Source organism: Pseudonocardia cypriaca, assembly GCF_006717045.1.
Taxonomy (GTDB): Bacteria; Actinomycetota; Actinomycetes; order Mycobacteriales; family Pseudonocardiaceae; genus Pseudonocardia; species Pseudonocardia cypriaca.
Genome location: NZ_VFPH01000003.1, coordinates 1,147,216 through 1,169,902 on the forward strand (window position 1 = coordinate 1,147,216; position 22,687 = coordinate 1,169,902).

At 69.1% G+C, this 22,687-nt stretch carries 21 protein-coding genes and 2 tRNA genes; 14 read left to right on the plus strand and 9 right to left on the minus strand.

Translation table 11 applies throughout. The annotated features are described in order from the left end of the window. The first annotated feature begins 1 nt into the window (after position 1). From FB388_RS41290 to FB388_RS37005, 4 genes are all read left to right on the plus strand, one after another. Complete coding sequence (locus tag FB388_RS41290) at positions 2-967, plus strand: DUF3566 domain-containing protein (protein ID WP_425468607.1); 966 nt, start codon at positions 2-4, stop codon at positions 965-967. 62 nt (positions 968-1,029) lie between these two features. Then, positions 1,030-1,103: transfer RNA gene (locus FB388_RS37000), tRNA-Ile, on the plus strand. Positions 1,104-1,148: 45 nt separating this feature from the next. Next, complete coding sequence (locus tag FB388_RS40110) at positions 1,149-1,268, plus strand: DLW-39 family protein (protein WP_211362450.1); 120 nt, start codon at positions 1,149-1,151, stop codon at positions 1,266-1,268. Between the two features lie 50 nt (positions 1,269-1,318). Then, a tRNA-Ala gene (locus FB388_RS37005) sits at positions 1,319-1,391 on the plus strand. Positions 1,392-1,436: 45 nt separating this feature from the next. Here the strand turns inward: FB388_RS37005 and FB388_RS40745 are convergent. After that, on the minus strand, positions 1,437-2,006 hold the full coding sequence (locus FB388_RS40745; protein ID WP_246122764.1) for a hypothetical protein: 570 nt from the start codon (positions 2,004-2,006) through the stop codon (positions 1,437-1,439). A 60-nt stretch (positions 2,007-2,066) separates the two neighbouring features. Here FB388_RS40745 and FB388_RS40750 point away from each other — a divergent pair, with 60 nt between their 5' ends. Continuing rightward, entirely contained in the window at positions 2,067-3,053 is a 987-nt protein-coding gene (locus tag FB388_RS40750; RefSeq protein WP_246122766.1) for a tyrosine-type recombinase/integrase, read from the plus strand. 22 nt (positions 3,054-3,075) lie between these two features. Here FB388_RS40750 and FB388_RS37015 read toward each other — a convergent pair whose 3' ends face one another. After that, positions 3,076-3,759, minus strand: a complete 684-nt coding sequence (locus FB388_RS37015; protein ID WP_142107301.1) for an MGMT family protein — start codon at positions 3,757-3,759, stop codon at positions 3,076-3,078. Between the two features lie 276 nt (positions 3,760-4,035). Between FB388_RS37015 and cutA the strand changes: the two genes are divergently transcribed. Beyond that, the gene (cutA, locus tag FB388_RS37020; protein WP_142107302.1) at positions 4,036-4,374 is read left to right on the plus strand and encodes a divalent cation tolerance protein CutA; all 339 of its coding nucleotides are present in this window, start codon (positions 4,036-4,038) and stop codon (positions 4,372-4,374) included. Here cutA and FB388_RS37025 read toward each other — a convergent pair. After that, on the minus strand, positions 4,312-5,709 hold the full coding sequence (locus tag FB388_RS37025; protein WP_142107303.1) for an NsdA family TPR-like regulatory protein: 1,398 nt from the start codon (positions 5,707-5,709) through the stop codon (positions 4,312-4,314). The genes cutA and FB388_RS37025 overlap by 63 nt on opposite strands. A gap of 239 nt (positions 5,710-5,948) precedes the next feature. Between FB388_RS37025 and FB388_RS37030 the strand changes: the two genes are divergently transcribed. The 5 genes from FB388_RS37030 to FB388_RS37055 all read left to right on the plus strand — a co-directional run bounded on the left by FB388_RS37030 (position 5,949) and on the right by FB388_RS37055 (position 12,963). Beyond that, the gene (locus tag FB388_RS37030; RefSeq protein WP_246122768.1) at positions 5,949-6,485 is read left to right on the plus strand and encodes a very short patch repair endonuclease; all 537 of its coding nucleotides are present in this window, start codon (positions 5,949-5,951) and stop codon (positions 6,483-6,485) included. A 156-nt stretch (positions 6,486-6,641) separates the two neighbouring features. Continuing rightward, entirely contained in the window at positions 6,642-7,940 is a 1,299-nt protein-coding gene (locus FB388_RS37035; RefSeq protein ID WP_142107304.1) for a ParB N-terminal domain-containing protein, read from the plus strand. A 107-nt stretch (positions 7,941-8,047) separates the two neighbouring features. Continuing rightward, the gene (locus FB388_RS37040; RefSeq protein WP_170226000.1) at positions 8,048-9,202 is read left to right on the plus strand and encodes a DNA cytosine methyltransferase; all 1,155 of its coding nucleotides are present in this window, start codon (positions 8,048-8,050) and stop codon (positions 9,200-9,202) included. Positions 9,203-9,588: 386 nt separating this feature from the next. Continuing rightward, entirely contained in the window at positions 9,589-10,704 is a 1,116-nt protein-coding gene (locus tag FB388_RS37045) for a DUF262 domain-containing protein (RefSeq protein ID WP_170226001.1), read from the plus strand. 1,506 nt (positions 10,705-12,210) lie between these two features. After that, positions 12,211-12,963 (plus strand): sulfite exporter TauE/SafE family protein, encoded by a 753-nt coding sequence (locus FB388_RS37055; RefSeq protein ID WP_170226002.1) that lies wholly within the window; start codon positions 12,211-12,213, stop codon positions 12,961-12,963. Positions 12,964-13,036: 73 nt separating this feature from the next. Here FB388_RS37055 and FB388_RS37060 read toward each other — a convergent pair whose 3' ends face one another. The 3 genes from FB388_RS37060 to FB388_RS37070 all read right to left on the minus strand — a co-directional run bounded on the left by FB388_RS37060 (position 13,037) and on the right by FB388_RS37070 (position 16,890). Then, the gene (locus tag FB388_RS37060) at positions 13,037-13,402 is read right to left on the minus strand and encodes a hypothetical protein (RefSeq protein WP_142107309.1); all 366 of its coding nucleotides are present in this window, start codon (positions 13,400-13,402) and stop codon (positions 13,037-13,039) included. A 168-nt stretch (positions 13,403-13,570) separates the two neighbouring features. After that, on the minus strand, positions 13,571-15,289 hold the full coding sequence (gene araD, locus FB388_RS37065; protein ID WP_142107310.1) for an L-arabinonate dehydratase: 1,719 nt from the start codon (positions 15,287-15,289) through the stop codon (positions 13,571-13,573). Beyond that, positions 15,286-16,890 (minus strand): thiamine pyrophosphate-dependent enzyme, encoded by a 1,605-nt coding sequence (locus tag FB388_RS37070; protein ID WP_246122770.1) that lies wholly within the window; start codon positions 16,888-16,890, stop codon positions 15,286-15,288. The genes araD and FB388_RS37070 overlap by 4 nt, the downstream gene beginning before the upstream one ends. Positions 16,891-17,011: 121 nt before the next feature. Here FB388_RS37070 and FB388_RS37075 point away from each other — a divergent pair, with 121 nt between their 5' ends. Further along, positions 17,012-17,719, plus strand: coding sequence for a ribonuclease activity regulator RraA (locus FB388_RS37075; protein ID WP_142107312.1), 708 nt, complete (start codon positions 17,012-17,014; stop codon positions 17,717-17,719). Here FB388_RS37075 and FB388_RS41000 read toward each other — a convergent pair whose 3' ends face one another. After that, entirely contained in the window at positions 17,720-18,454 is a 735-nt protein-coding gene (locus tag FB388_RS41000; RefSeq protein WP_170226004.1) for a GntR family transcriptional regulator, read from the minus strand. Between the two features lie 49 nt (positions 18,455-18,503). Between FB388_RS41000 and FB388_RS37085 the strand changes: the two genes are divergently transcribed. Beyond that, a complete protein-coding gene (locus FB388_RS37085; protein ID WP_170226005.1) occupies positions 18,504-19,406 on the plus strand; it encodes a TIGR03619 family F420-dependent LLM class oxidoreductase in 903 nt (300 codons plus the stop codon). Positions 19,407-19,414: 8 nt separating this feature from the next. Continuing rightward, positions 19,415-21,532 carry a glycogen debranching protein GlgX gene (glgX, locus tag FB388_RS37090; RefSeq protein ID WP_142107315.1) on the plus strand — a complete coding sequence of 706 codons (2,118 nt, stop codon included), beginning with the start codon at positions 19,415-19,417 and terminating at the stop codon, positions 21,530-21,532. A 45-nt stretch (positions 21,533-21,577) separates the two neighbouring features. Here the strand turns inward: glgX and FB388_RS37095 are convergent, their stop codons facing one another. After that, on the minus strand, positions 21,578-21,994 hold the full coding sequence (locus FB388_RS37095; protein ID WP_142107316.1) for a hypothetical protein: 417 nt from the start codon (positions 21,992-21,994) through the stop codon (positions 21,578-21,580). Between the two features lie 185 nt (positions 21,995-22,179). Further along, the gene (locus FB388_RS37100) at positions 22,180-22,665 is read right to left on the minus strand and encodes a hypothetical protein (protein WP_142107317.1); all 486 of its coding nucleotides are present in this window, start codon (positions 22,663-22,665) and stop codon (positions 22,180-22,182) included. Between the last annotated feature and the right edge of the window lie 22 nt (positions 22,666-22,687).

Below are 22,687 nucleotides of genomic sequence, written 5' to 3' on the forward strand. Positions count from 1 at the left end.
CGTGAACGAGACGACGAGCACACCGGACGAGCCGGACGGCCGCGGCCGCCTGGCGACCGGCGAGCAGGCGGCGATCCCGCAGCAGGCGAACGGACAGGCGAACGCGCCGGAGGCCACCGCTCCCGCGCAGCCCGGCGGCACGGCCGGCACGAACGGGTCCGCCCCCGCGCAGGCCGAGGAGGTGGTGACGGCCGAGCGTCCGTCCGACCCCACCGGAGCGGATGCGCCCACCGCGCACATACAGCTGCCTCAGCCCCCGCAGGCAGAGCCCGCCCAGCAGGCGTCGGCGCCGGAGGCACCCGCAGCGCCCTCACCGTCGCCATCGCCTCGCCCGGTGGAGCCGGAGCCGGCACCGGGCCCGATGCCCGGACCGGGGCCGGAGGCGGCGGCACCGCCGCCGTGGCACCGGATGTCCGGCGGCGGTGGCACCGCGGAACCGGCGCCCGAGCCCCTGCCGGAGCAGGAGCCGGAGGACACCACGCTGCTCGACGAGGGACCCACCGCCTTCCTCGAGCCACCCGCGCGCTACGACGAGCAGCGCGCCGGGTCGGGACCCGCGAGCGAAAGCGGTAGCTGGTCCAGCGTGCGGGCGATGCGCAACCGGCCACCCCGGCAGGCCGCACTGCAGCTCAAGAGGCTCGACCCGTGGTCGGTGCTGAAGCTGGGTCTCGTGCTCGCCGTCGTGCTGTTCTTCATCTGGCTGGTCGCGGTCGGCGTGCTCTACGGCGCGCTCGACGGCATGGGCGTCTGGGACCGGCTCAACGGCACCTACGCCGACCTGGTGTCCGGTGACACCCCCACCGGCAGCCCGCTGATCAGCGCCGGGCGCGTCTTCGGCTTCGCCGCGGTGATCGGAGCGATCAACAGCCTGCTCTTCGCCGTGGCCGTCACAGTGGGCGCGTTCGTCTACAACGTGTCCGCCGACCTGGTCGGCGGCATCGAGGTCACCCTCTCCGAGCGGGACTGACCCGAGGGGGTATCCGGTTGAAGGCGGCCGGGGGCGCTGCGGTAGCCTCGTCCCCGTCGCAAGGGCCCATAGCTCAGTTGGTTAGAGCGCGTCGCTGATAACGACGAGGTCGCTGGTTCAAATCCAGCTGGGCCCACTTCCCTGAGCTCCACTCCGGACATCCTTCGGGACAGGTTAGGACGTGATCCTCGTGAAGAAGCTCATCGCCGTTGCCGTTGCTCTGGCCGCGGGTGCCTTCATCTTCTCCAAGGTTCGTTCCTCCCGCGAGACCGACCTGTGGCACGAGGCCACCAAGAACTGAGCCCGGGCAACATCGCCCGCTGCTGAGCGGGTAACGTCCCCGCTCAGCCAGGGGACGTAGCTCAATTGGCAGAGCACCGCCTTTGCAAGGCGGGGGTTAGGGGTTCGATTCCCCTCGTCTCCACCGATCTGACCAGCACGAACGCCGAGCGAGAGCCGGCTGACTCGGTCAGCATGACACGGGGCGTGACGCAAGTCGCGTATCGTCCTGCTCGTGGCGAGGGCGACGAACCCGCGTAAGCGTGAGCGGGGCAGCATCGACGAGCTCCCGAGCGGCACCCTGCGCGTGCGTGTCTACGCTGGCACCGACCCGATCACCAAGCGCCGTCACGACCTGGTCGAGGTGATCCCGGCCGGTCCGAAGGCGTGGGAGCGGGCCGACGAGGTGCGTCGGCGGTTCGTCGACGAGGTGAAGCAGCGACGCAGCCCGCGCACGACGGCGACCGTCGATCAGCTGCTCGACCGCTACCTCGACCAGCACCAGGGCGGCAAGCGCACCGTCACGGGCTACCGCGAGTACGTGGACAAGCACGTTCGACCGTTCATCGGCAAGCGGAAGGTCGGCGACCTCGACGCTGACATCCTTGACTCGCTCTACGCCGAGATGCGGCGCTGCCGGGACCACTGCACCCACCGGAAGCAGATCGACCACCGCACCCCGATGGCGCACGAGTGCGACCACCGGTGCGGCCCGCACCGCTGCAAGCCGCTGGGCAACGCGACGATCCGGAAGATCCACTACATCCTCAGCGGGGCCTACAAACGGGCCGTTCGCTGGAGGTGGGTGGGGGCGAGCCCGATGGACCAGGCCGAGCCGCCCCCGGTGCCGTCGCCTGACCCGCAGCCGCCGACACCTGACGAGGCAGCCTGCTTGATCGCCGAGTCGTTCCGGGTCGATCCGGACTGGGGGATGCTCGTCTGGCTCACGATGGTCAGCGGTGCTCGCCGCGGCGAGCTGTGTGCGTTGCGTTGGCGACACGTCGACCTCGAACGCGCCGTCGTCACCGTCCGCCGGGCCATTGCCCAGGACGGCAACGACACCGAGGAGAAGGACACCAAGACCCACCAGCGCAGGCACGTCACGATCGACCCGGGCACCGTCGCCGCGCTCATCGAGCACCGCCAGCGATGGGAAGCGCGCATGGCCGCGCTCGGACTCGAGATGTCGCCCGATGCCTTCGTGTTCTCGAACTCGCCGGACGGCTCAACCAGCCTCAAGCCATCGTCGGTTACACAGCGGTACGGGCGAATGGCGGATCGGCTCGGGATCGACACGCACCTGCACAACCTGCGGCACTACTCGGCGACAGAGCTGATCGCCGCCGGCGTCGACGTGCGTACCGTCGCGGGTCGGCTCGGTCACGGTGGCGGCGGGACAACCACCTTGCGGGTGTACGCAGCGTGGGTGGCCGAGGCCGACCAGCGCGCGGCGCAGGGACTCGCCGACCGTCTCCCGGCTCGCCCGACGCCCGCCACCACGAACGACGGTGAGCGTGCTCGAACCAATCCGCGCAGTCCGTACGAGCGGGTTGCTGTCGAGCTGCTGGCCCGCGTGGTGGCGGGATCGATCAACGTCGGCGATCAGCTCCCGACCGGCAAGCAACTCGGCGCCGAGTTCGGCGTCGCGACGGCGACCGCACAGCGTGCCGTTGCTCTGCTCCAGACATGGGGAGTCGTTGAGGTGAGTCGAGGTCGGCGTGCGGTGGTTCGCGCGAGCGACGTCGCCCCAGACCGCGCGACGCCCAAGTACCTGGCGGAGGCAACGGGAGAGGACGGGACTGAGTGACGGGCGTGGAGCGATGGGCTGGCTACTCGACGGGTTCGGCCTCGTCACGCCGGCGCAGCTCGTCCCACGTGACACGCTGGCTCTTGTCTGCACGGTCGCCCTCGAACCTGATTCCCTGCTCCTCGAGCAGCTGACGGCAGTAGTCCGGGCCCCTGCCGTCCTTGTCCTTCCAGCTGGGATTGATCACACCGCCGTCCATAAGCACGCGCTCTGGGTGAGGGAAGTCGGAGATTGCGGCCGCGGCACGACCGACGCCCCGGGCTGCTCGCGTGTCTCCCCGTACGGCGATGGAGATATCGCCGTAGGTCGTCCACTCTCCCTTCTTCACACGAGAGGCCAGGCGCTTGAAGACCGGAGCATTCGTCCGGTAACGCTGGGCGAGACGCCAGGTCTGGGGGCTCACACCAGGAACAAGCTCGACGAGCCCGTTCCGCTCGAGGGCCTGCAGGGTCGAGTGGGTGTTCGGCACCTCATAGTCGATGGCGCTGGCAATGTCGGCGGTCTTCAACCCGTCTTCGCCCACGAGGCCGGGCAGCTCCAGGATCTGGCGCTGTCGAAGGCCACGGCCCTCGGGGATGAGTACGTCCTCTGTCGCCGCTGCGTCGGGGACGGCTGCTGACGCAGCCTCCATGTCGTCGGCGAAGGTCCTCAGTGCAGCCGCCACCGTCCGGGCGAGCCTCGTGATAGCGAGCGTCTGGTCAATCACTGTAGACTCCTGTCATACATAGGTGAACTAGAGGCACAGTGCGGGTCCGGTGCTCACCTGTCAACTGAATGTTACAATCGTGCACAGGAGCCGGTCGTTAGCGGGACGTTGGCAACGATCAACGCGACGACCTGAGCTGCGCCGTCCGCGCTTCGTCGGAACGGTGCCCGTTATGGGTTCGGCGAAGGCGGAGGCCGAACCCTGCCCCCCTCGCCTGCTCGACAGCCGAGACATCACGGCTGTGCTGCACGTCGGCGACCTCGTACGCTCGCGGCCATGACCGAGGTGCTGACGGTGTCCACCGCGACTCCCACCCGTGAGGCCGGGCTGCGGCTCGCCGAGTCCGCGATCGCGGCCGGTCTTGCCGCAGGCGGGCAGGTGGCGGGTCCGGTGGCATCAGCCTTCTGGCACAACGGCGAGTTCGGCCAGGGCGAGGAGTGGGTCGTGTCCTTCAAGACGACGGCAGCACGCTACTCCGCGCTGGAGGCGCACCTCATCGAGCACCACGAGTGGAACAACCCTGAGGTCACCGCCGTGCCACTGGCCCGGGCGTCAGCGTCGTACGTCGAGTGGGTGGAGCGAATGACTACCGAGAAGGTCCCGCACGACGGGTAGGTCTTTGTGCTCAGCAAGCCGGCCGGCGACCTTGACCAGCCGCTCACGCGGCCGGACCGACGACACGTTGCCCATGACGATGAGGCTCGACTGCACGACCGCCGTCGCCTGCTCGATCTCGCCGGCGTCGATGTAGGAGTCGGCGAGCCAGGACGAGTAGAGCGCCTTGTCGCGTGAGTGCGCGTCGCTGTAGCGGGCAAGCGCCGTCTCTAGCACGGGCACCGCCCGTAGTGGACGGCGGAGTTCGCTCCAGCAGCGGCCGGTCATGATTGCGAGTTCGGTCTCGTCGATCCACGCGGCGTAGTCCGGCGTCCGGCCGTCGGCGAGTGCGAGCGCGTCCTCCGCTTGACCGAGGCATCGAGCGGTCGCGTTCGCGTCGCCGTCCAGGGCGAATGTCCAGGCGGCCCGTGAGTAGAGAAGCGCGCGGACGCCGGGGTCGACGTCCGGCTGATCGGCGGCGTGCACCGACTTCTCCGAGACCGCGCGGGCCGGCTGTCCGAGCCCGATGAGCTGGTAGGCATGGAAGGCGAGGGCGTTGCCGGCGAGCCCGGCGTCGCCGGCCTCCGTCGCGGCGGCGTGGCTGCGGCGGTAGTGGTCGCGCGCTACGTCGTGCCATCCGGCGTCGAACGCTGCCCAGCCGGCCTGCTGCGACTGCTCGGCGTGTAGGGAGAGGAGGCCGCGGTGCACGACGTCGCGGTGTGCGCCGCTGCGCAGCAGGTGGCCGGTCAGCTCCGCCTCCGCGGCGTAGAGCCGGTACGTGTCCGCGCCGCCAAGGGTGTTGTCGAGCTTCCGCAGGCTCACGAGGCGGTGGGTCAGCTCGTCGACGACATCGGGTGTCGCGCTGCTCGAGCTGGCCCCGTCGCCGATGACCGCGGCGAGGAGGCCGGAGATCGCGAGCGAGGAGCCTGCGCGGAGGAAGTTCCGTCGCTGCACGGAGGGGTCACCGTCTCCCAGGTCGAAGTCGTCGCCGGTCGCTGGCGACGCTATGGACCGGTCGACCGGCTCGACAGGGCAATGCCCCGGCAGAACGGGAGTGGTTCGCGCTCGTGCAGGCGCCGGCGCGTTGGGCTGCGGGGCGCCGAGGTGGCCGAGTAGTCGTCGGTAGACGCCCTGGGGACGCTGGACCTGTCCGCTCTCCCACCGGCTGACGAGCCGGACGTCCAGCGACCGGTGGGCCCTGCGGCTGCACCGGTTGGTGGAGATCACCGACGGCGGCAGGACGAGGAAGCCGAGCCCACCGCCGTGCGTGTGCGAGTGCGGCCGCCGCATCCGGGTCTCCCCGACCGTGCTGGCTGCTGGCCCGATCTCGTGCGGGGTGTGCGGGACCGACTTCACGCCTGACCTGCCCGACAAGGGGCCCCGAACGGCGAGGGGGAGCGGGGACTGAACAGCGGGTCCTGACTGGGCCCCCGGCGCTTTGACGGTGGCAGTTCGGGGGCGTGGGGCGGCACTCGGTGGCCCGGTGTGGAGCTACCGGCGATCCGGGTCGCGCCTACAGTTCTCACCGCGGGTCCGATCACGTGTGGGGCATGTGGGACCGAGTCCGCGGCAGAGGAGCCAGGGGAGGCAGAGCCGTGACCGCAGAGGGCACGCAACGCTCGTCGTGCCGGCCTGGCCAGGCGGGTCGTGCAGCAACGCCGATGCCGTCGTCGCCGGAGGCCGCGAGGCGCATGCGTGCCAACCGGCGCCGCGACACCACGCCCGAGTTGCTGCTCAGGCGCGCGCTTCATGCCCGCGGATGGCGGTATCGGGTTGACGCCGCGGTGCTTCCCGGCCTTCGGCGGCGTGCCGACATCGTCTTCGCCAGGCAGCGCGTCGCGGTCTTCGTCGACGGCTGCTTCTGGCACGCATGTCCGGTGCATGGGACGGAGTCCAAGGCGAACAAACGATTCTGGGCGGACAAGCTCGCAGCGAATCGGCGCCGCGACGAGGACACCGACAGGCGTCTGATTGGTGCTGGTTGGACCGTCGTCCGCGTGTGGGAGCACGAGGACGTGCCCACGGCGGTCGAGAAGCTCGAGGAGGTCCTGCGACGCTCGGTCGACCCTCGTCGGCCGCGAGGGGCCAACCCGAGAAAGGCAGCTCGCAACTCGAGTGATTTGACAGATTGACTCGGGAGACCCAAGATAGTGGAGCCCCGGCCTGCTGGCCGGGGCTCCACTCACGCTCCCCGATTCGAGGACCGCCGACTTGCAGGGTGGCACCAGCAAGTCTAGGTGTCCCATGTTCGCGGAGCAATGACGCCTTCTTGGAGGCATCGCATTACCATGAGCCTGCCCACCAGCAGCTCCGCGACCGTGAACGTCGCCGAGTTCATCGACCCGAGCAGGGCTTCGGCCATCACCTGCCTGTATGTGGACGAGCACTCCGTCCTGGCGACCCTCTCCCTCGGTCACCTCCTTGAGCTGGTTCCCGATCCGGAGAAGCTCGAGGACAAGAAGCTCCGCCCGTCCATGCTCGCTGACCCTGCGCTGGCCAAGCACATCGAGGAGCGCGAGCGCATCCAGCGCCTCTTCACCGGCGAGAAGCGCCGAAACGTGCCGCGCTACGGCGAGTTCATCCTCAACCGGACCATCAACGGCGAGCACCGCGGAACCCCGCCCATCCTCCTCGGCACGCCCGTGAAGCTGCGGGTGGTCAGGATGCCCGATGGATCAGCGAAGATCGGTCTACCGTTCGGGCGCAAGCTGATCGCCGTCGACGGCGAGACGCAGCGAGCTGCCTGGACCCGCGTCAACAACGAGCTGCTGCTGAGGATCGACGCCGGCGAGAACCTCCAGGAGCTGCTTGAGGACATCCGGGTGCCGGTGGAGATCCACCACGGGCTGGGGCCCGATGAGCTCGGCGACCTCTTCTACTGGCGCAATGTCCTCGGCACGAAGGTCAACGCCAACGAGGCGCTGTCCCGGGACATGCACGACCCCGCGACGCAGATCGTTCGGCACATCCTCGACATGCCGATCCAGCGCGTCGACGGCCAGCGCGTTCGTGTCTCCGCCGTGGTCATGCAGTCCAGCAGGCAGGTCGGCAAGACCGCGCAGGAGTGGATCACGCTCAGCGCTCTGCGCACGCTCGTGGTCACCACGCTGCTGGGCCGGCCGGGCTTTCAGTATGGAGCCAAGCCCGTCCCCGGCATGGACGACGTCGACTTCCGCCATGTCCGCGACGAGATCAGCAAGGTGATCCACGCGATTCTGCAGCGCTTCGCGGTGCAGTTCACCAACAAGAGCGAGTATCTCATCGGGGCGCCGGCCATCCTGGGCGGCATCGGCGTCCTGGCCCACCGCGTTCTCACGACCATCCCCTCCACCTCCCCCCGCCTCACGCTCGAGCAGGTCCTCGACACGCTCGACGAGATCCGGTGGGAACGCGAGGGCTTCTGGGATGGCATCGGTACTCGCCGCACCCCGAAGGGCGCGGTGACCGTCGCCGGTCCCAAGGAGGTCGGCTACGCCGTCGCGGACGCGATCGAGGGCAGCAACGAGATTACCGCTGCGAAGATCCGCGGCAGGGCCGCCGGCCAGGTCCTCCCGCCGTACCAGCCCGCTATCCCTCTTAACGCGTAGGTCGCGCCAGAGGCCCGGCTCGACAGCACCTGTCGGGCCGGGCCTCTGCCTGTGAGTAGCCACGAAGACGCTCGAGTTTTTGGCCGATCCGGTATACGCTCCGCGCGGTGACCGTCAGTACGACCACCGCGCAGCACCCACTCCTGGTCCGCGACCGCCCCAACTTCGAGGCCGGCGCCCAGCATCTTCGGGTCGTCGACCTGTTCGCCGGATGCGGAGGGCTAACCCTCGGCGTCGCACAGGCCGCACACGGACACGGAGCCGGCCTCGACGTGGTGCTTGCCGTCGACTTCGTCGACGCCGCAGTAGACGTGTACCGTGACAACTTTCCATCGGCGAACGTGCGATGTGCCTCCGTCGAGGACTTCTTCGACGGAGAACTCGGCGAACTCCCAACGCCTTCCGAGCAGCGGACGCGGTCGCTCTGTCACGATATCCACCTGCTCGTGGGTGGCCCACCCTGTCAAGGACATAGCGATCTTAACAACCACACCAGGCGCGACGACCCGAAGAACGCGCTCTACGTCAGAATGGCACGAGCAGCGGAGCTTTTACGACCGGACGTCGTACTGATCGAGAACGTCCCTGCAGTGCGCCGGGACCGCAAGGACGCGGTCGGCGTGACGACTAAGCACCTGCAACAACTCGGCTACTCGGTGGCGTCCGATGTCATAGGTGTCCACGCGCTCGGAGTAGCCCAGACCAGGAAGCGCCACATCCTGCTGGCCAGCCGAGACGGGGTACTGGATGTAGATGCGGTCCTCAACGATGTCGGCTCAAAGTACCTAGACCTGCGGTGCAACCTCCGCTGGGCGATCGGAGACTTGGTCAACGTGGACAACCCCAAGCCCTACGACCAGGTCCCCCGAGCTTCCTCAGCGAACCGGGAGCGCATGGAGTGGCTACTTCGGAACAATGAGTACGACCTGCCGAATTCACTTCGGCCCGAATGTCATCAGAACGACCACTCGTACAAGTCGATGTACGGGCGCTTGTCCTGGGATGCGCCAGCACAAACGCTGACGAGCGGATTCGGCAGTATTGGGCAAGGTCGATATATGCACCCTGAGCTTCCGCGTGCTTTGACGGCACACGAGGCAGCCCGAATCCAAGGTTTCCCAGACTACTTCACGTTTGCTTCGGCGAAACTACGTGCGCAGTTGGCAGACATAATAGGCAACGCAGTCCCGCCCGCTCTGAGTAGCGCCATCGCGAGCAGGCTCATCCCAGGACTCTTAGCGGATACATCAGCCGTGGCGTAGGGGGCGTGAGTGGAGCCGGCGACGTTGCCGACTGCCCACGCATCGCCGAGGCGTTCGTCCGGTGCCTCTGCGCAGACGACCTCAGCTGCAGGACCGGCCTGCGCTGGCCAGCAAGTCGCTCATGACCGCAGACGCGCCACTCGACGAACCGAACCGTCTTTGAGGGGCCGTCGCCTCGCCTGGACGATGAGCGACAGACTCGTTGCGGACGAGATGCCACTGTCTCGTGGCCGTACGTTCACGGCGCGGCCCCGCGGCTTGACCGCGTGTCCCAGCGGAGCGCTCCAGCGCTGCCGGCTGTCGGGGGCACGATGTCCTGGCCGAACGTCGCCGTCTTACGGCAGTCGCTGCGTTCTCTGCGGGAGGCAATGGCCTATCCTCCAGCTATGGCCGAGCCCTTCGAAGTCACCAAGACAGTCTACAGCGTTCTAGACTTTCTTGAGTGGCAGCGGCAAGGAACGTTAAACCTTCGTCCCTACTTCCAGCGCAACAGTGTTTGGACTCCCAAGGCCAAGAGTCAACTCATAGACACCTTCCTCAGGGGTTGGCCAGTGCCGATCATTTTTCTGCAGATGAAGACTGATCCCGGGACTCTCAGGAATATTCGACACGTCGTAGACGGTCAGCAGCGTCTACGCACGATCCTGGCCTACCTAGATATCGATTCGCTCCCGGATGCTGATGAGTCTGACCACTTTACGGTGCTGCGCTCGCATAATCGGGAGTACGGAGGAATGAGCTTCAGTGCGCTCCCGCAGAATATCAAGGAGCGATTGATCCAAACTGAGTTGTCGGTTCATGTACTGCCGACTTCGATGCCGGATGCCGAGCTTCTTCAGATCTTCGCCCGACTAAACTCTACTGGCCTGCGGCTCAACTTCCAGGAGTTGCGCAATGCTAAATATCACGGCGAATTTAAGCAATTCGCGTACGATCTGTCGTACGAGCAGCTAGATCGCTGGAGGGAATGGGAGACCTTTACTCCGCACGATATCGCCACGATGGATGATGTCGAGTTTACAAGCGAGCTCATCTACTTGGCCCTGCATGGGGTTTCGGCCAAATCGAAATCGACTCTTGACAGGATGTATGAAGATTTCGATGACGAGTTTCGATTCGCTGATGCGGTCTTGGAACGACTTCGACTGGCCTTCGGGATCGTGGATGATCTGGTTCGGCCAGACAAGTCAGGCCGGCAGTTGCGACGGTTTCGTCAACAGGGCTGGTTGTACAGTCTCTTCGCGCTTGCCCTGGCTGAACGATTCGGAGCTCCGCTATTAGAGCAGCCTGCGGACCCGGACATGTCGAACATCGAAGGAATCGGGCCGCGCACTCTGCACAAGTTGCTAACGGCGGCACACGACCGTCTCGAGAGCTTGTCGGATCTTCCTGATGACCTCCAGAAGGCACTACGCGGGGCGGCGACTGATCGATCAAGTCGAATCGCTCGGGTCAATTTCTTGATGGGTCGAGTTAAGGCAGCCAAGGATTCCGATGGCTAAGGGGGCCGAGATATACGACCAGTTCCATGCTAGGCTGGATCGGTTACTCAAAGTCGCCTTGGATGCCCGAACTTCCCGGCGAGCGGGGGGTATGAGTCAAAGAAGCGTCGATTCCGTGCATGAAGCGACACTTCTCGGCATGGTCAGTTTATTTGAAAATTTTCTTGAGGAACTCTTTTGGTCGTGCGTGATGAACAAGTCGGCTTTGAAGGGCGTTAAGCCTACCCTCAGCATCTCGAGGCAATCAGTCGGGGAAGCCATTCTTCTAGCCGACAGGCCTTACTTGACTTGGCTCCCTGTTGATGAAACGATTCGCCGCGCACGCATCTTCCTGGTTGGGGGCAGACCGTTCTCGCGCCTTGAGAGGCGTCCCGATAAGGCCACACTTTCTCAGATTCTCAAGGTTAGGCATGCGATAGCACACAACTCCGGAAAGGCCAAGAAGGACTTCTCAGCGCTCATTGAACCGGCACGCCTTCGACCAGGTAGGCGGACGCCGGCGGGATGGTTGCAGGCGAGTCAGCAAGGCTCATTCATTCACGAGAGATATGGCCTAGCATTAAAGACGGCAGCCGGAGGACTGGTTGCGAGCACCGACGCAAAGGCGGACGCGATCCTGCAGCCGGCACCCCCTTTCGGCAATCGAGAATCCCCCGGTAGGGGAAACTATCGATGCCTTCGGTGCAGGAACATAGTTCGCTTGAGAGGAGACGCCGATCGGCTCGAAATCTGCGCTGCATGTGGCGGGCGGCCTGGGTGTGCAACGTGTGGGCGCGGAGCACTAAGCCAATGGGAGCGAGTCTATTGATATCGTATACCTCGATCTGCGCGTCGCGCCTCCTGCCGCGGTTGGTTGAGGGCCGGAGTCGCTTCGCCGAACAGGGTGGCCGCGGCCCGGTGAAGCTGTACGACCGCGACAACCGCACCACGTGACTCAGGTGGATCGTCGGCCAGGGTTATGCCGGACGCTGCCCGTGACACGAGTGGTGACACGAAGTGTGGTCAACCGTTGCGGTACGAGTGGGCCGCCGCGGTGGGTCGCGGCACCGTAGTTGCTGGTGGTGGCCCTGGTCATCGTCGTCGACCAGCTTTGCAAGGCGGGGGTTAGGGGTTCGATTCCCCTCGTCTCCACGCTCGGGGCGAGCCTGCTCGCGGAGTGCGCTCGCCTGCTCGCGTGTCGTTTTCACTCTGGGGGGCCCAGCCCCCCAGACCCCCGGCCGGGGGCTCGCCCCCGGACCCCCATCCCCGTGGTTGCGTGGCCGTGGTCGGTCGCGCTCCCCGGCAGTGGTCGCGTTTGCCGGCGGTAGTTGGTTTGCCGTCGGTGGTTGCGTTGCCCGGTAGTGGTCACGTCGCCGTCGGTGTCGCCTCGTTGAGGGGCGTGCCCACGCCGCCGGCTCGAGGCTCGCTTCGCGCGCTGGCTCGTGATCATGGCGTGGGCGGGTCGGGGTTGATCTCCAAAGGGCGTCCCCCGGGGCGTCAGTAGATCACTCTGCCAGACTCGGTGTGGTGGTCGTTCCCGCCGAGTCGCTGGTCCTGATCGCGGCTGGGCTGGTGGCCGGCACGATCGGGGCTGCCGGTGGGATCACGTCGTTGGTGTCCTACTCGGCGCTGTTGGCCGTCGGGGTGGCGCCGCTGCAGGCGAACGTCACCAACCTCGTGGCGGCCGTCGCCTGCTGGCCCGGGTCCGCGCTGACCTCCCGGCGTGAGCTCGTCGCCGCCCGCGGCTCCCTGACGCGGATGCTGCCGGTCGCCGCGTGTGCCGCTGGTGTCGGCTCACTGTTGCTGCTGGTCACACCGCCGGGCGTGTTCTCGCGTGTCGTCCCGTTCCTCGTCGCCCTCGCGTCGCTCGCGCTGCTCTTCCAGCCGTGGCTCACCGTGCAGGCCGCTCTACGACCAGAGCGGGCGCGGCTCCTCGCGTGGCCGCTCGTCGGCCTGGTCTCGGGCTACGGCGGCTACTTCGGCGCGGGAGCGGGCGTCATGCTGCTGGCGTTGCTGCTCGTGCTCGTCGACGACCGCCTGCCGGAGGCCAACGCGATCAAGAACATGCTGCTCGGGGTGATGGGGCTCGTGTCGGCCGCCGTGTTCGTCGTGGCCGGCCCCGTGGACTGGGCGGCAGCGGCACCATTGGCGCTCGGCCTGTTCGGTGGCAGCGCGCTCGGCCCGGTCATCGCCCGCAGGCTCCCGGCACGGGCGATCCGGTGGACCGTCGTCGCGCTCGGCTTCGCGCTCGCCGTCGACCTGTGGCTCGGGACCGTGTGACGGGTCGGCGACGGGCAGCGGCTGGCGCCGCCCGGCTCCGGCACCCGGCTACGCGGGCCTGCTCGAGCTCGCGCTACGCGCAGGGATTCGACTTCTCCCGGTCGCGCACGACGAGGTCCGCGCGGTTGTCGGCGTCAGCCGGGAAGACACCCTGGGTGTGGGGACGGGCCGTGAAGACCAGGTCCCAGCAGTCCGTGCCCTCGGGCTGGTCGTAGAACCGGTAGGTGGCGTCCACGTTGTTGGTGTAGGAGGTGATCCGGTCGCTGAAGTCCCCCTCCGAGTCCGAGTCCCGCAGGTCGATCTCCCGCTCGTTCCCCGGGTCGAGGGTGAAGCTCCCCTCCCAGGGGCCGCCGTCACCGTCGAAGAGGCAGAGGTACTCCTCACCGTCGAAGCACCAGTAGTCGTTCGGGTCGACGTCCGGCGGAGCGGCCGATGCCATGCTGCCGCTCAACACGACACACGTCAGTGCAGCGAGGGTCGCGAGCCCAGTCCGCGCCGCCGTCCTCGTCCCGTACATGGCCCTCCTGATCCGGTGCAGAACTCTGATGAGGCGTGACCCTATCGGGTGAAGATCGCATTTCGTCAAGAACAGCTCGGTGAACGGCCGTCAGTGGATCGCGGGCTCCGGTGCCCCCGAGCCGGCGAGGAAGTCGAAGTCGCAACCCTGGTCGGCCTGCGTGACGTGCCGGGCGAACATCGCGGCGTAACCGCGGGCAGGCGGCCGGACCGGTGGCCGCCAGGCCTCTCGCCGGGCCGTGAGCTCCTCGTCGGGCACGAGCAGGTCCAGCCGGCGGCCGGGTACGTCCAGCCGGACGAGGTCACCGTCGCGGACGAGCGCGAGCGGGCCACCCGCCGCCGACTCGGGGGCGACGTGCAGCACGCAGGTGCCGTAGCTCGTGCCGCTCATCCGCGCGTCGGAGATGCGGACCATGTCCGTCACCCCGGCCTGCAGCAGCTTCTTCGGGATCGGCAGCTGCCCCCACTCGGGCATGCCGGGGCCGCCGATGGGGCCGGCGCCGCGCAGCACCAGCACGGAGTCCGCGTCGACGTCGAGGTCGTCGGCGTCGATGCGGGCGGCGAGGTCGTCGTAGTCGTCGAAGACGACAGCGCGTCCGGTGTGCTGCAGCAGGTGCGGGCTCGCGGCCGACGTCTTGAGCACGCACCCGTCCGGGGCGAGGCTGCCGCGAAGGACCGCGAGCGCCCCCTCCGGGGAGAGCGCGCGGTCGCGGCCGCGGATGACGTCCGGGTCGTGCACCACGGCGCCCGCGATGTTCTCGCCGACGGTCGTGCCGGCGACGGTGCGGGCGTCGAGGTCGAGCAGGTCGCCCAGCTGGACCATCAGGGCGCGCAGGCCGCCGGCGTCGTGGAAGTCGGCCATGAGGTAAGCGCCGGAGGGGCGGATGTTGGCGAGCACGGGCGTGCGGCGGGACACGGCGTCGAAGTCGGCGGGCGACAGGTCCACGCCCGCGCGGCCCGCCATCGCGATCAGGTGGATGACCGAGTTCGTCGACCCGCCCAGCGCCATCACCACCGTGACCGCGTTCCGGAAGGCGGACGCCGTGAGCACCTGGTCGGGGCGCAGGTCCTCCCAGACCATGTCGACGATCCGTCGTCCGGTCGCCACCGCCATCCGCGCGTGACCGGAGAACGCGGCCGGCACCGACGAGGCGCCGGGCAGGGTCAGCCCGAGCGCCTCCGCGGCCGCCGTCATCGTGCTGGCGGTGCCCATCGTCATGCAGTGGCCGGGGGAGCGGGCGATGCCGCCCTCGATCGCCCGCCAGTCCTCCTCGGTGATCGTGCCGGCGCGCTTGCGGTCCCAGTACTTCCACGTGTCCGACCCGCTGCCGAGCACCTCCGTGCCCCAGCGGCCGGGCAGCATCGGGCCGGCGGGCAGGAACACGAACGGCAGCCCCATGCTCGTCGCGCCCATGACGAGGCCGGGCGTGGTCTTGTCGCAGCCGCCCATCAGGACCGCCCCGTCGACGGGGTGGGAGCGCAGCAGCTCCTCGGCCTCCATCGCGAGCATGTTGCGGTAGAGCATCGTGGTGGGCTTCTGGAACGGCTCCGACAGCGACATCGCCGGCAGCTCGACGGGGAACCCGCCTGCCTGCCAGACCCCGCGCTTGACCTCCTCGGCCCGCTCGCGGAAGTGCGTGTGGCAGGGGTTGAGCTCGCTCCAGGTGTTCAGGATGCCGATCACCGGCCGGCCGCTGTACTCCTCGGCGTCGTGACCCATCTGCTGCGCCCGCGACCGGTGCCCGAAGGACCTCAGGTCGCTGGCGCCGAACCAGCGGTGGCTGCGCAGCTCTTCCGGCGTCAGCCTCACACCGGCACCCGCTCGAGCAGGCCGGTGAGCGTCGCGGTCGGTGTGATGATGTCGGGGTCGGTGCGGACGGCGACCACGGCCGGCCGTCGACCGGTGACGGCGCGCCGCACCGCCTCGTCGAGCTCGCGGGCGTCGGTCACGCCGTACGCGGCGGCGCCCAGCCCTTCGGCCCACCGCACGAGGTCGACGAGGCCGATGTCCACGCCCGACGTCCGCCCCAGGTCGCGGGCCTGGTGCATCGCGATCGTCCCGTACATGCCGTTCTGCAGCACGAGGACGACGACCGGCGCGCCGAGCCGCACCGCGGTCTCGATCTCCTGGCCCGTCATGAGCACGCCGCCGTCGCCGACCACCGCCACCGCCGTGCGTTCCGGCGCCGCCACCGCGGCCGCGACCGCGGACGGCACGGCGTAGCCCATCGCGCCGTTCACGGGCGCGAGCTGGGTGGTGGTGGGCGGGAAGCGCCAGTAGCGGTGCAGGAACGCGGCGAAGTTCCCGGCGTCGTTGGTGACGATGCCGTCCGGTGGGAGGTGCCGGTGCAGTGCGGCGATCACGGCGGCCGGGTGCACGCCACCGTCGGCGTCACCGGCGGGAGGGGTCGACCAGGCGTCGACGGCCCCGTGCACCTGCGTCCAGTCCACCGGGCGCGCCGGTCCCCCTCGGCGGGCGAGCGCGGCCAGCACGTCGGCGGGGTCGGCGTCGATCCCGCCGTGGCCGTACCGGCCGATCGGGACGACCTCGGTTCCCGGCGCCGGGAGCCGGTAGCGCTGGGTGGTGACCTCGTCGAGTCGTGTCCCGATGACGAGAAGTAGATCGGCGCCCGTCACGGCGTCGACGGTCGCATCGGGGGTGGCCAGCGCGAGGTGGCCCAGGAAGTTGGGGTGGTCGGCCGGGAAGGCGTCCTGGCGGCGGAAGGACGTGCACACCCCGATGCCGAAGTGCTCGGCCGCGGCGACGAGGCGGTCGCGGGCAGGGCGGGCGCACTCCCCGGCGATGGCCACCGGCCTGCGGGCGGCGAGCAGGCGCCCGGCGAGCTCTTCGACGGCCGCCGTGTCGAGCGTGGCCGGCTCCGCGACGGGTGGTGGTACCGCTCCGGAGAACTCCGCGTCCACGAAGTCGCTGGGTATCGCGATCGCGACCGGACCCGGCCGGCCCGAGGTCGCGATCCGCCAGCCGCGGGCGACGAGCTCGGGAACGTCCTCTGCGCGTTCGGCCGTGACCGCCCACTTGGTGATCGGGGTGTAGAACGCGGTGAGGTCGACCTCCTGGAAGGCCTCGCGCCCCCGCAGCTGCGAGTCGACCTGTCCCAGGAGCACGATCATCGGCGTCGAGTCCTGGTGGGCGGTGTGCACGCCGATCGCGAGGTTCGACGAGCCGGGGCCGCGGCTCGCCATGGCGATCGCCGGAACGCCGGTGAGCCGCGCGTCCGCGTCGGCCATGAAGGCCGCGCCCGATTCATGTCGCACTGACACCAACTGGAGCCCTGGATGCCGGTCGACCTCGTCGATCAGGCTGAGGAACGACTCTCCGGGCACGGTGTAGCAGCGGCGAGCACCCGCTTCGGCGAGCAGCTCCACCACCGCTGCGGCGACGGTCGTCACGCAGACTTCCTCCCGATCACGACAACAGCTCGTCCACAGCCTTGCCCATCCCCGGCGGGGCGGCGACCACGACGTAGTTGGTGTATTGGTATACCAGCGGCGTAGCTCGATGAGGAGGGTCATGACGACCGAGACCGTGGACCCCGGCACGCTCGAGGCGCTGCGCACCGTCAGCACCGCGACCGTGACCACCCAGCTCATGGCGCGCGGCCTGCGCAACACGTTCCTGCACGGGATCCGGCCGCTGAACCCGGCGCAGACCCGCATGGTCGGCGAGGCGTTCACGCTGCGCTGCATCCCGTCGCGCGAGGACCTGGACACGCTGTCGGTCTTCCAGGACTACGACCACCCGCAGCGCAAGGCGGTCGAGACGGTGCCGCCGGGCGCGGTGCTCGTCGTCGACGCCCGGCGCCGGACGCGGGCCGCGTCGCTCGGTCACATCCTCGCCACCCGGCTGCTGCGCCGCGGCGTGGCCGGGTTCGTCACCGACGGGTCGGTGCGCGACAGCGAGGGGTTCGCCGAGCTCGCGCTGCCGACGTTCGCGGCGGGCGCGGCGGCCACCACGAACCTCGCCCAGCACCACGCGGTGGACCTGAACGTGCCGATCGGCTGCGCGGAGGTGCCGGTCTACCCGGGCGACATCATGGTCGGCGACCGCGACGGCGTCGTCTGCATCCCGCGCCACCTCGCGGCAGAGGTGGCAGCGGCTGCCGTCGAGCAGGAGCGGCTGGAGGCGTTCGTGCTGGAGAAGATCGAGTCGGGCGCGCCGCTGCGCGGCACCTACCCACCGGACGAGACGACGCTCGCCGAGTACCGCACCCGCGGCTAGCTACCCGGTCGCGGCCTGGGTCCGCTCGTTGCGGAGCCGGCTGATCGAACGCTGGATGTGGCCCCGCACCAGCTCCTCGGCGGCGGCCGCCCGGCCCTCCCGGACGGCGGCGAGGATCTCCCGGTGCTCCTCCAGCTCGGCGCGCCAGGTGGGCCACTGCTCCCACAACAGGCTCACGGTGCCGAGCGCGGTGAGGTCCTGCAGGTCGCCGAGCGTGCGGATCACCAGCTCGTTGGCGCACGTCGAGTAGATGCTGCGGTGGAACCGCCGGTTGGCGAGGCTCAGCCCCGGGTGGTCGTCGAGCTCGACGAAGCGCGCCGCGTCGTCGAGCGCGCGGTTCGCCTCGGCCGCATCCAGGGTGCCCGTCTCGGCCACCCGGCCGGCGGCCCACGGCTCGACCAGCAGGCGCATCTCGTAGACCTGCCGCACGTCCTCCGGGCCGAGCCGGCGCACCGCGACCCCGCGGTTGCGGGTGGGGGCGAGCAGGCCGGTGGAGGTCAACGCGATGAGCGCCTCGCGCACCGGGGTCTTGGAGACGCCGAGCTGGTCGGCGATCCGGCGCTCGACGAGCAGCTCGTCCGGCCGCAGCCGGCCGGACAGGATCGCGGACTTGATCGACGCGGCCACCAGGTCCGAGCGCGTCGTCGAGCGGCCGAGCGGCGGCAGCGCCGGCGCCTCGTCGTGCACCACCGCGCTGGTATACCACGCGCGGGCCTGCCGGAACTCGATGTCCACGCCCGTTGCCGGCCTTGCCGATCGTCGATCGCGGACTACTGTGCAGCTAATGAGACTCGGGATCGCGCTTCCCACCACAGGCGACTCGGCGGGTGCCGAGACGATCACCGAGGTGGCCAGCACGGCCGAGCGGACCGGTCTCCACTCGCTGTGGACGTTCGAGCGCCTGTTGTCCCCGACCGCAGGCGGGCAGATGAACGGGCAGACGGTGCCGCTGCCCGATGCTTACGACTCGGTCCTCGCGCCGCTCGAGGTGCTGGCGTTCGCCGCGGCCCACACCAGCCGGATCACGCTCGGCACCAGCGTCGTGGTGGCCCTGCTGCACAACCCCGCCGACCTGGCCCGCCGCTTCGCCACGCTGGACCGGCTCAGCGGCGGCCGGGTCGTCGCGGGGCTGGCGCAGGGGTGGATGGCCCAGGAGTTCGAGGCCGCCGGTGTGCCGCTGAGCAACCGCGGACCCCGGTTCAGCGAGTTCATCGAGGCGGTGCGCGCGCTCTGGGGTCCGGACCCCGTCTCGTACGACGGCCGCTTCTACCGGATCGAGGAGTCGAACGTCGGCCCGAAGCCGACGCGAGCCGGTGGCATCCCGATCCTCGCCGGGGCCGGGTCGCCTGCCGGGATCCGGCGCGCCGCCCGGCTCGGGCTGGGGCTGAACCCGGTGTGGTTCGGCTGGGAGGCCCTCGAAGGCGCGGTGCAGGTCTTCCGCGCCGCGGCCGCCGAGGCGGGTCACGACCCGGAGACGCTCCCGGTTGTCGTGCGCGTCAACCAGTTCCCGGCGGCCGAGCCCACCGCTGACGGCGCATCGCCGACCGGTTCGCCGGAGCAGATCCTCGAGGCGATCCCCCGCTTGGAGGCGATCGGCGTCACCGAGCTGCTCTGGAACCTCGACGACGACGGCCCCCTCGACGACCAGCTCTCGCGGCTCGCCCAGCTGGCCGGGGCATCGGTCTGACTCGTCAGGTGGAGATCTGGCCGGGATCGCCGTACCCGCTCGGCGCCAACTACGACGGGGGAGGCACGAACTTCGCGCTCTTCTCCGAGGTCGCCGAGCGCGTGGAACTGTGTCTGTTCGACGAGAACGGCCGCGAGACGCGCGTCGACCTCCCCGAGCGCGAGGTGCTGATCTGGCACGGCTACCTGCCGCGGGTACGCCCGGGGCAGCGCTACGGCTACCGCGTGCACGGCCCCTACGACCCGCAGGCCGGCCTGCGGTGCAACCCGGCGAAGCTGCTGCTCGACCCGTACTCCAAGGCGGTCGACGGGCACGCGCGCTGGGACGAGGCCCTGTTCTCCTACCGGTTCGGTGAGCCGCGCTCGCTCAACACCACCGACTCGGCGCCGTTCATGCCGCGGTCGGTGGTGGTGAACCCGTTCTTCGACTGGACGGGCGACCGGACGCTGCGCATCCCGTACCACGAGACGGTGATCTACGAGGCGCACGTCAAGGGCATGACGATGACGCACCCGGACGTGCCCCCCGAGGTCAGGGGCACCTACTCGGGGCTCGTCCACCCGGTGATGATCAAGCACCTGAAGGACCTCGGCGTCACCGCGATCGAGCTCATGCCGGTGCACCAGTTCCTCCACGACCACGCGCTCGAGCAGCGCGGCCTCTCGAACTACTGGGGCTACAACACGATCGGCTTCTTCGCCCCGCACAACGACTACGCGTCCTTCGGCACCCGCGGCGAGCAGGTGCAGGAGTTCAAGACGATGGTCAAGCAGTTCCACCGGGCGGGGATCGAGGTCATCCTCGACGTCGTCTACAACCACACGGCAGAGGGCAGCCACCTCGGCCCGACCCTGTCGTTCCGCGGGATCGACAACCTCAACTACTACCGGGTGGTGCCCGACCAGCCGGAGTTCTACTACGACACCACCGGCACCGGGAACAGCCTCAACGTCCGCGCCCACGAGTCGCTGCGCCTGATCATGGACTCGCTGCGGTACTGGGTGCTCGAGATGCACGTCGACGGGTTCCGCTTCGACCTCGCCGCGGCGCTGGCCAGGGAGTTCCACGCGGTCGACCGGCTCGCCGCGTTCTTCGACCTGGTCAACCAGGATCCCGTGGTCAGCCAGGTCAAGCTGATCGCCGAGCCGTGGGACGTCGGTGAGGGTGGCTACCAGGTGGGCGGCTTCCCGTCCCTGTGGACCGAGTGGAACGGCAAGTACCGCGACACCGTTCGCGACTTCTGGCGCGGTGAGCCGGCGAGCCTCGGCGAGTTCGCCTCCCGGTTCACCGGCTCGTCCGACCTGTACGAGAAGGACAACCGGCTCCCGATCGCCTCGATCAACTTCGTGACGGCGCACGACGGGTTCACGCTGAACGACCTCGTCTCGTACAACGAGAAGCACAACGAGGCGAACGGCGAGGACAACCGCGACGGGGAGAGCCACAACCGGTCGTGGAACCACGGCGTCGAGGGCCCGACCGACGACGGCGCGGTCCACGCGCTCCGGGAGCGGCAGAAGCGCAACTTCATCGCGACGCTGTTGCTGTCGCAGGGCGTGCCCATGCTCGCCCACGGCGACGAGTTCGGTCGCACCCAGCACGGCAACAACAACGTGTACTGCCAGGACAACGAGCTCGCGTGGGTGGACTGGTCGGCCGCGCGCGAGAACTCGGTGCTCACCGACTTCGTCTCCGAGGTCGCCGCCCTGCGCCGGGACCACCCGGTCTTCCGCAGGCGCCGGTTCTTCCAGGGACGCCCCATCCGCGGCTCGAGCATCGAGGACATCGCCTGGCTCCGCCCGGACGGGCAGCCGATGAGCGACGAGGACTGGAACGGCGGTTTCGCGCGCTCACTGGCCATCTACCTCAACGGCGAAGGAATCCCCGAGCTCGACGAGATCGGCCGCCGCGTCGTGGACCAGTCCTTCCTGCTGCTGTTCAACGCCCACCACCAGGCGGTGCCGTTCACGCTGCCCGCCGAGTCGTACGGGCGGATCTGGTCGATCGTCCTCGACACCGCCGACCCGCTGCGGGCCAGGGCCCGCAGGCGCGAGCGGGATGCGAGGCCGGGCGGCAGGCTCCGCATCACGCCCCGCTCGCTGATGGTGCTGCGCAAGCACTTCTGAGTGGACCGTTGTTCCACATTGACGTGCTTCTTCGTACCCCTCGCGTCAGCGGGCCCGGCGCAGGCCGAGCCACTGCAGGTCGGCGAACACCGCAACCGCGGCGGCCTGGGCGAGCACCACGGCAACACCGAGCGCGGTGAACGTGTCCCGACCGGCGACGACGGCGCCGAGGCTGCCCAGGACCCAGGCGGTGTTGCCGACGACGACCGTCCACGCGGCGGTCCTCGGGATCACCGGTCGCGCCGCGATGAGCACGAGCGCGAGCGCGTAGGCCACGAGGAACGCGCCGGTTCCGCGCAGCCCGCCTGTCGTCATGCCGAGCGGGTCGGCGAGGGGCGCGGCAGCGGCGAGGCCGACCAGCCCCAACACCCCGGATCCGGCGGCGTCGAGGCGGAGGGCGAAGCGCAGCATCCGGCCGCCGTCACGGACGGCGGTGATGCGGGTGAGCGAGAGGGCGGTCATGGCGATCCTCCTGGCGTCGGTGCTGTCGGGATCGACTCTCGCCCGCGGGAGGTCGTCCGGTCGATGACGTCAGAGGTAAGGCAGCGGTACGGCGACCTGGATCGAGCATGACGTGCCGTTCGTCCGGCTCGAGCTCGCGTGACGGGTCCGGACGGCCGGCACGTGCGTCCGGACCCGTCGCGCCGTCAGTAGCGGACGTCGTTGTTCTCGGTGGCTCCCAGGACGTGGCCGGGAACGGCGTCGAACATCGAGGCGGCGTCGAGCTGCTGCATCGCGCTGTCCCGCTCCGGAGCCGCCGTGCGGAACTCGACGTCGGTGCCCCGCGTCTGCTGCGTGTCGCCCAGGTCGACGGCGTCGTGCGGCGCCGGCAGGTCGGGCGCGGGCAGGTGGCGGGTCGTGGGGAGCTGGGGGAGCCCGCGGTCGGCGGTGTAGACGCCGGTGTTCTCGACCGTGAAGAGCTGGGGCAGGTCGGGCACGTCGGACGTCTTGGGCGCACTGCCGAGCACGTTCGGCGTGGAGCGCGTGTCGGGTGCGGGGACGGCCTCGTCGGTGGACGGACGCTCGGGGTCGACCGGGGCGGCGAACGCGGGAGCCGCGATCCCGACGCCTGCGGCGGCGATCCCGGCCACGGCAGCGGTGGCGCGCAGGGTGCGCCGAGCAAGGCTGCTCATCGAGTATCCCTTCGTGCTGGCG

What these genes read in the sequence shown, in the direction of transcription:
- FB388_RS40750 (WP_246122766.1), top strand. Translation starts at nt 2,067, where the DNA reads ATGGACCAGGCCGAGCCGCCCCCGGTGCCGTCGCCTGACCCGCAGCCG.
- cutA (WP_142107302.1), top strand. Translation starts at nt 4,036, where the DNA reads ATGACCGAGGTGCTGACGGTGTCCACCGCGACTCCCACCCGTGAGGCC.
- FB388_RS37035 (WP_142107304.1), top strand. Translation starts at nt 6,642, where the DNA reads ATGAGCCTGCCCACCAGCAGCTCCGCGACCGTGAACGTCGCCGAGTTC.
- FB388_RS37045 (WP_170226001.1), top strand. Translation starts at nt 9,589, where the DNA reads ATGGCCGAGCCCTTCGAAGTCACCAAGACAGTCTACAGCGTTCTAGAC.
- FB388_RS37060 (WP_142107309.1), bottom strand. Translation starts at nt 13,402, where the DNA reads ATGGCATCGGCCGCTCCGCCGGACGTCGACCCGAACGACTACTGGTGC.
- FB388_RS37075 (WP_142107312.1), top strand. Translation starts at nt 17,012, where the DNA reads ATGACGACCGAGACCGTGGACCCCGGCACGCTCGAGGCGCTGCGCACC.
- FB388_RS37085 (WP_170226005.1), top strand. Translation starts at nt 18,504, where the DNA reads ATGAGACTCGGGATCGCGCTTCCCACCACAGGCGACTCGGCGGGTGCC.
- FB388_RS37095 (WP_142107316.1), bottom strand. Translation starts at nt 21,994, where the DNA reads ATGACCGCCCTCTCGCTCACCCGCATCACCGCCGTCCGTGACGGCGGC.
- FB388_RS37100 (WP_142107317.1), bottom strand. Translation starts at nt 22,665, where the DNA reads ATGAGCAGCCTTGCTCGGCGCACCCTGCGCGCCACCGCTGCCGTGGCC.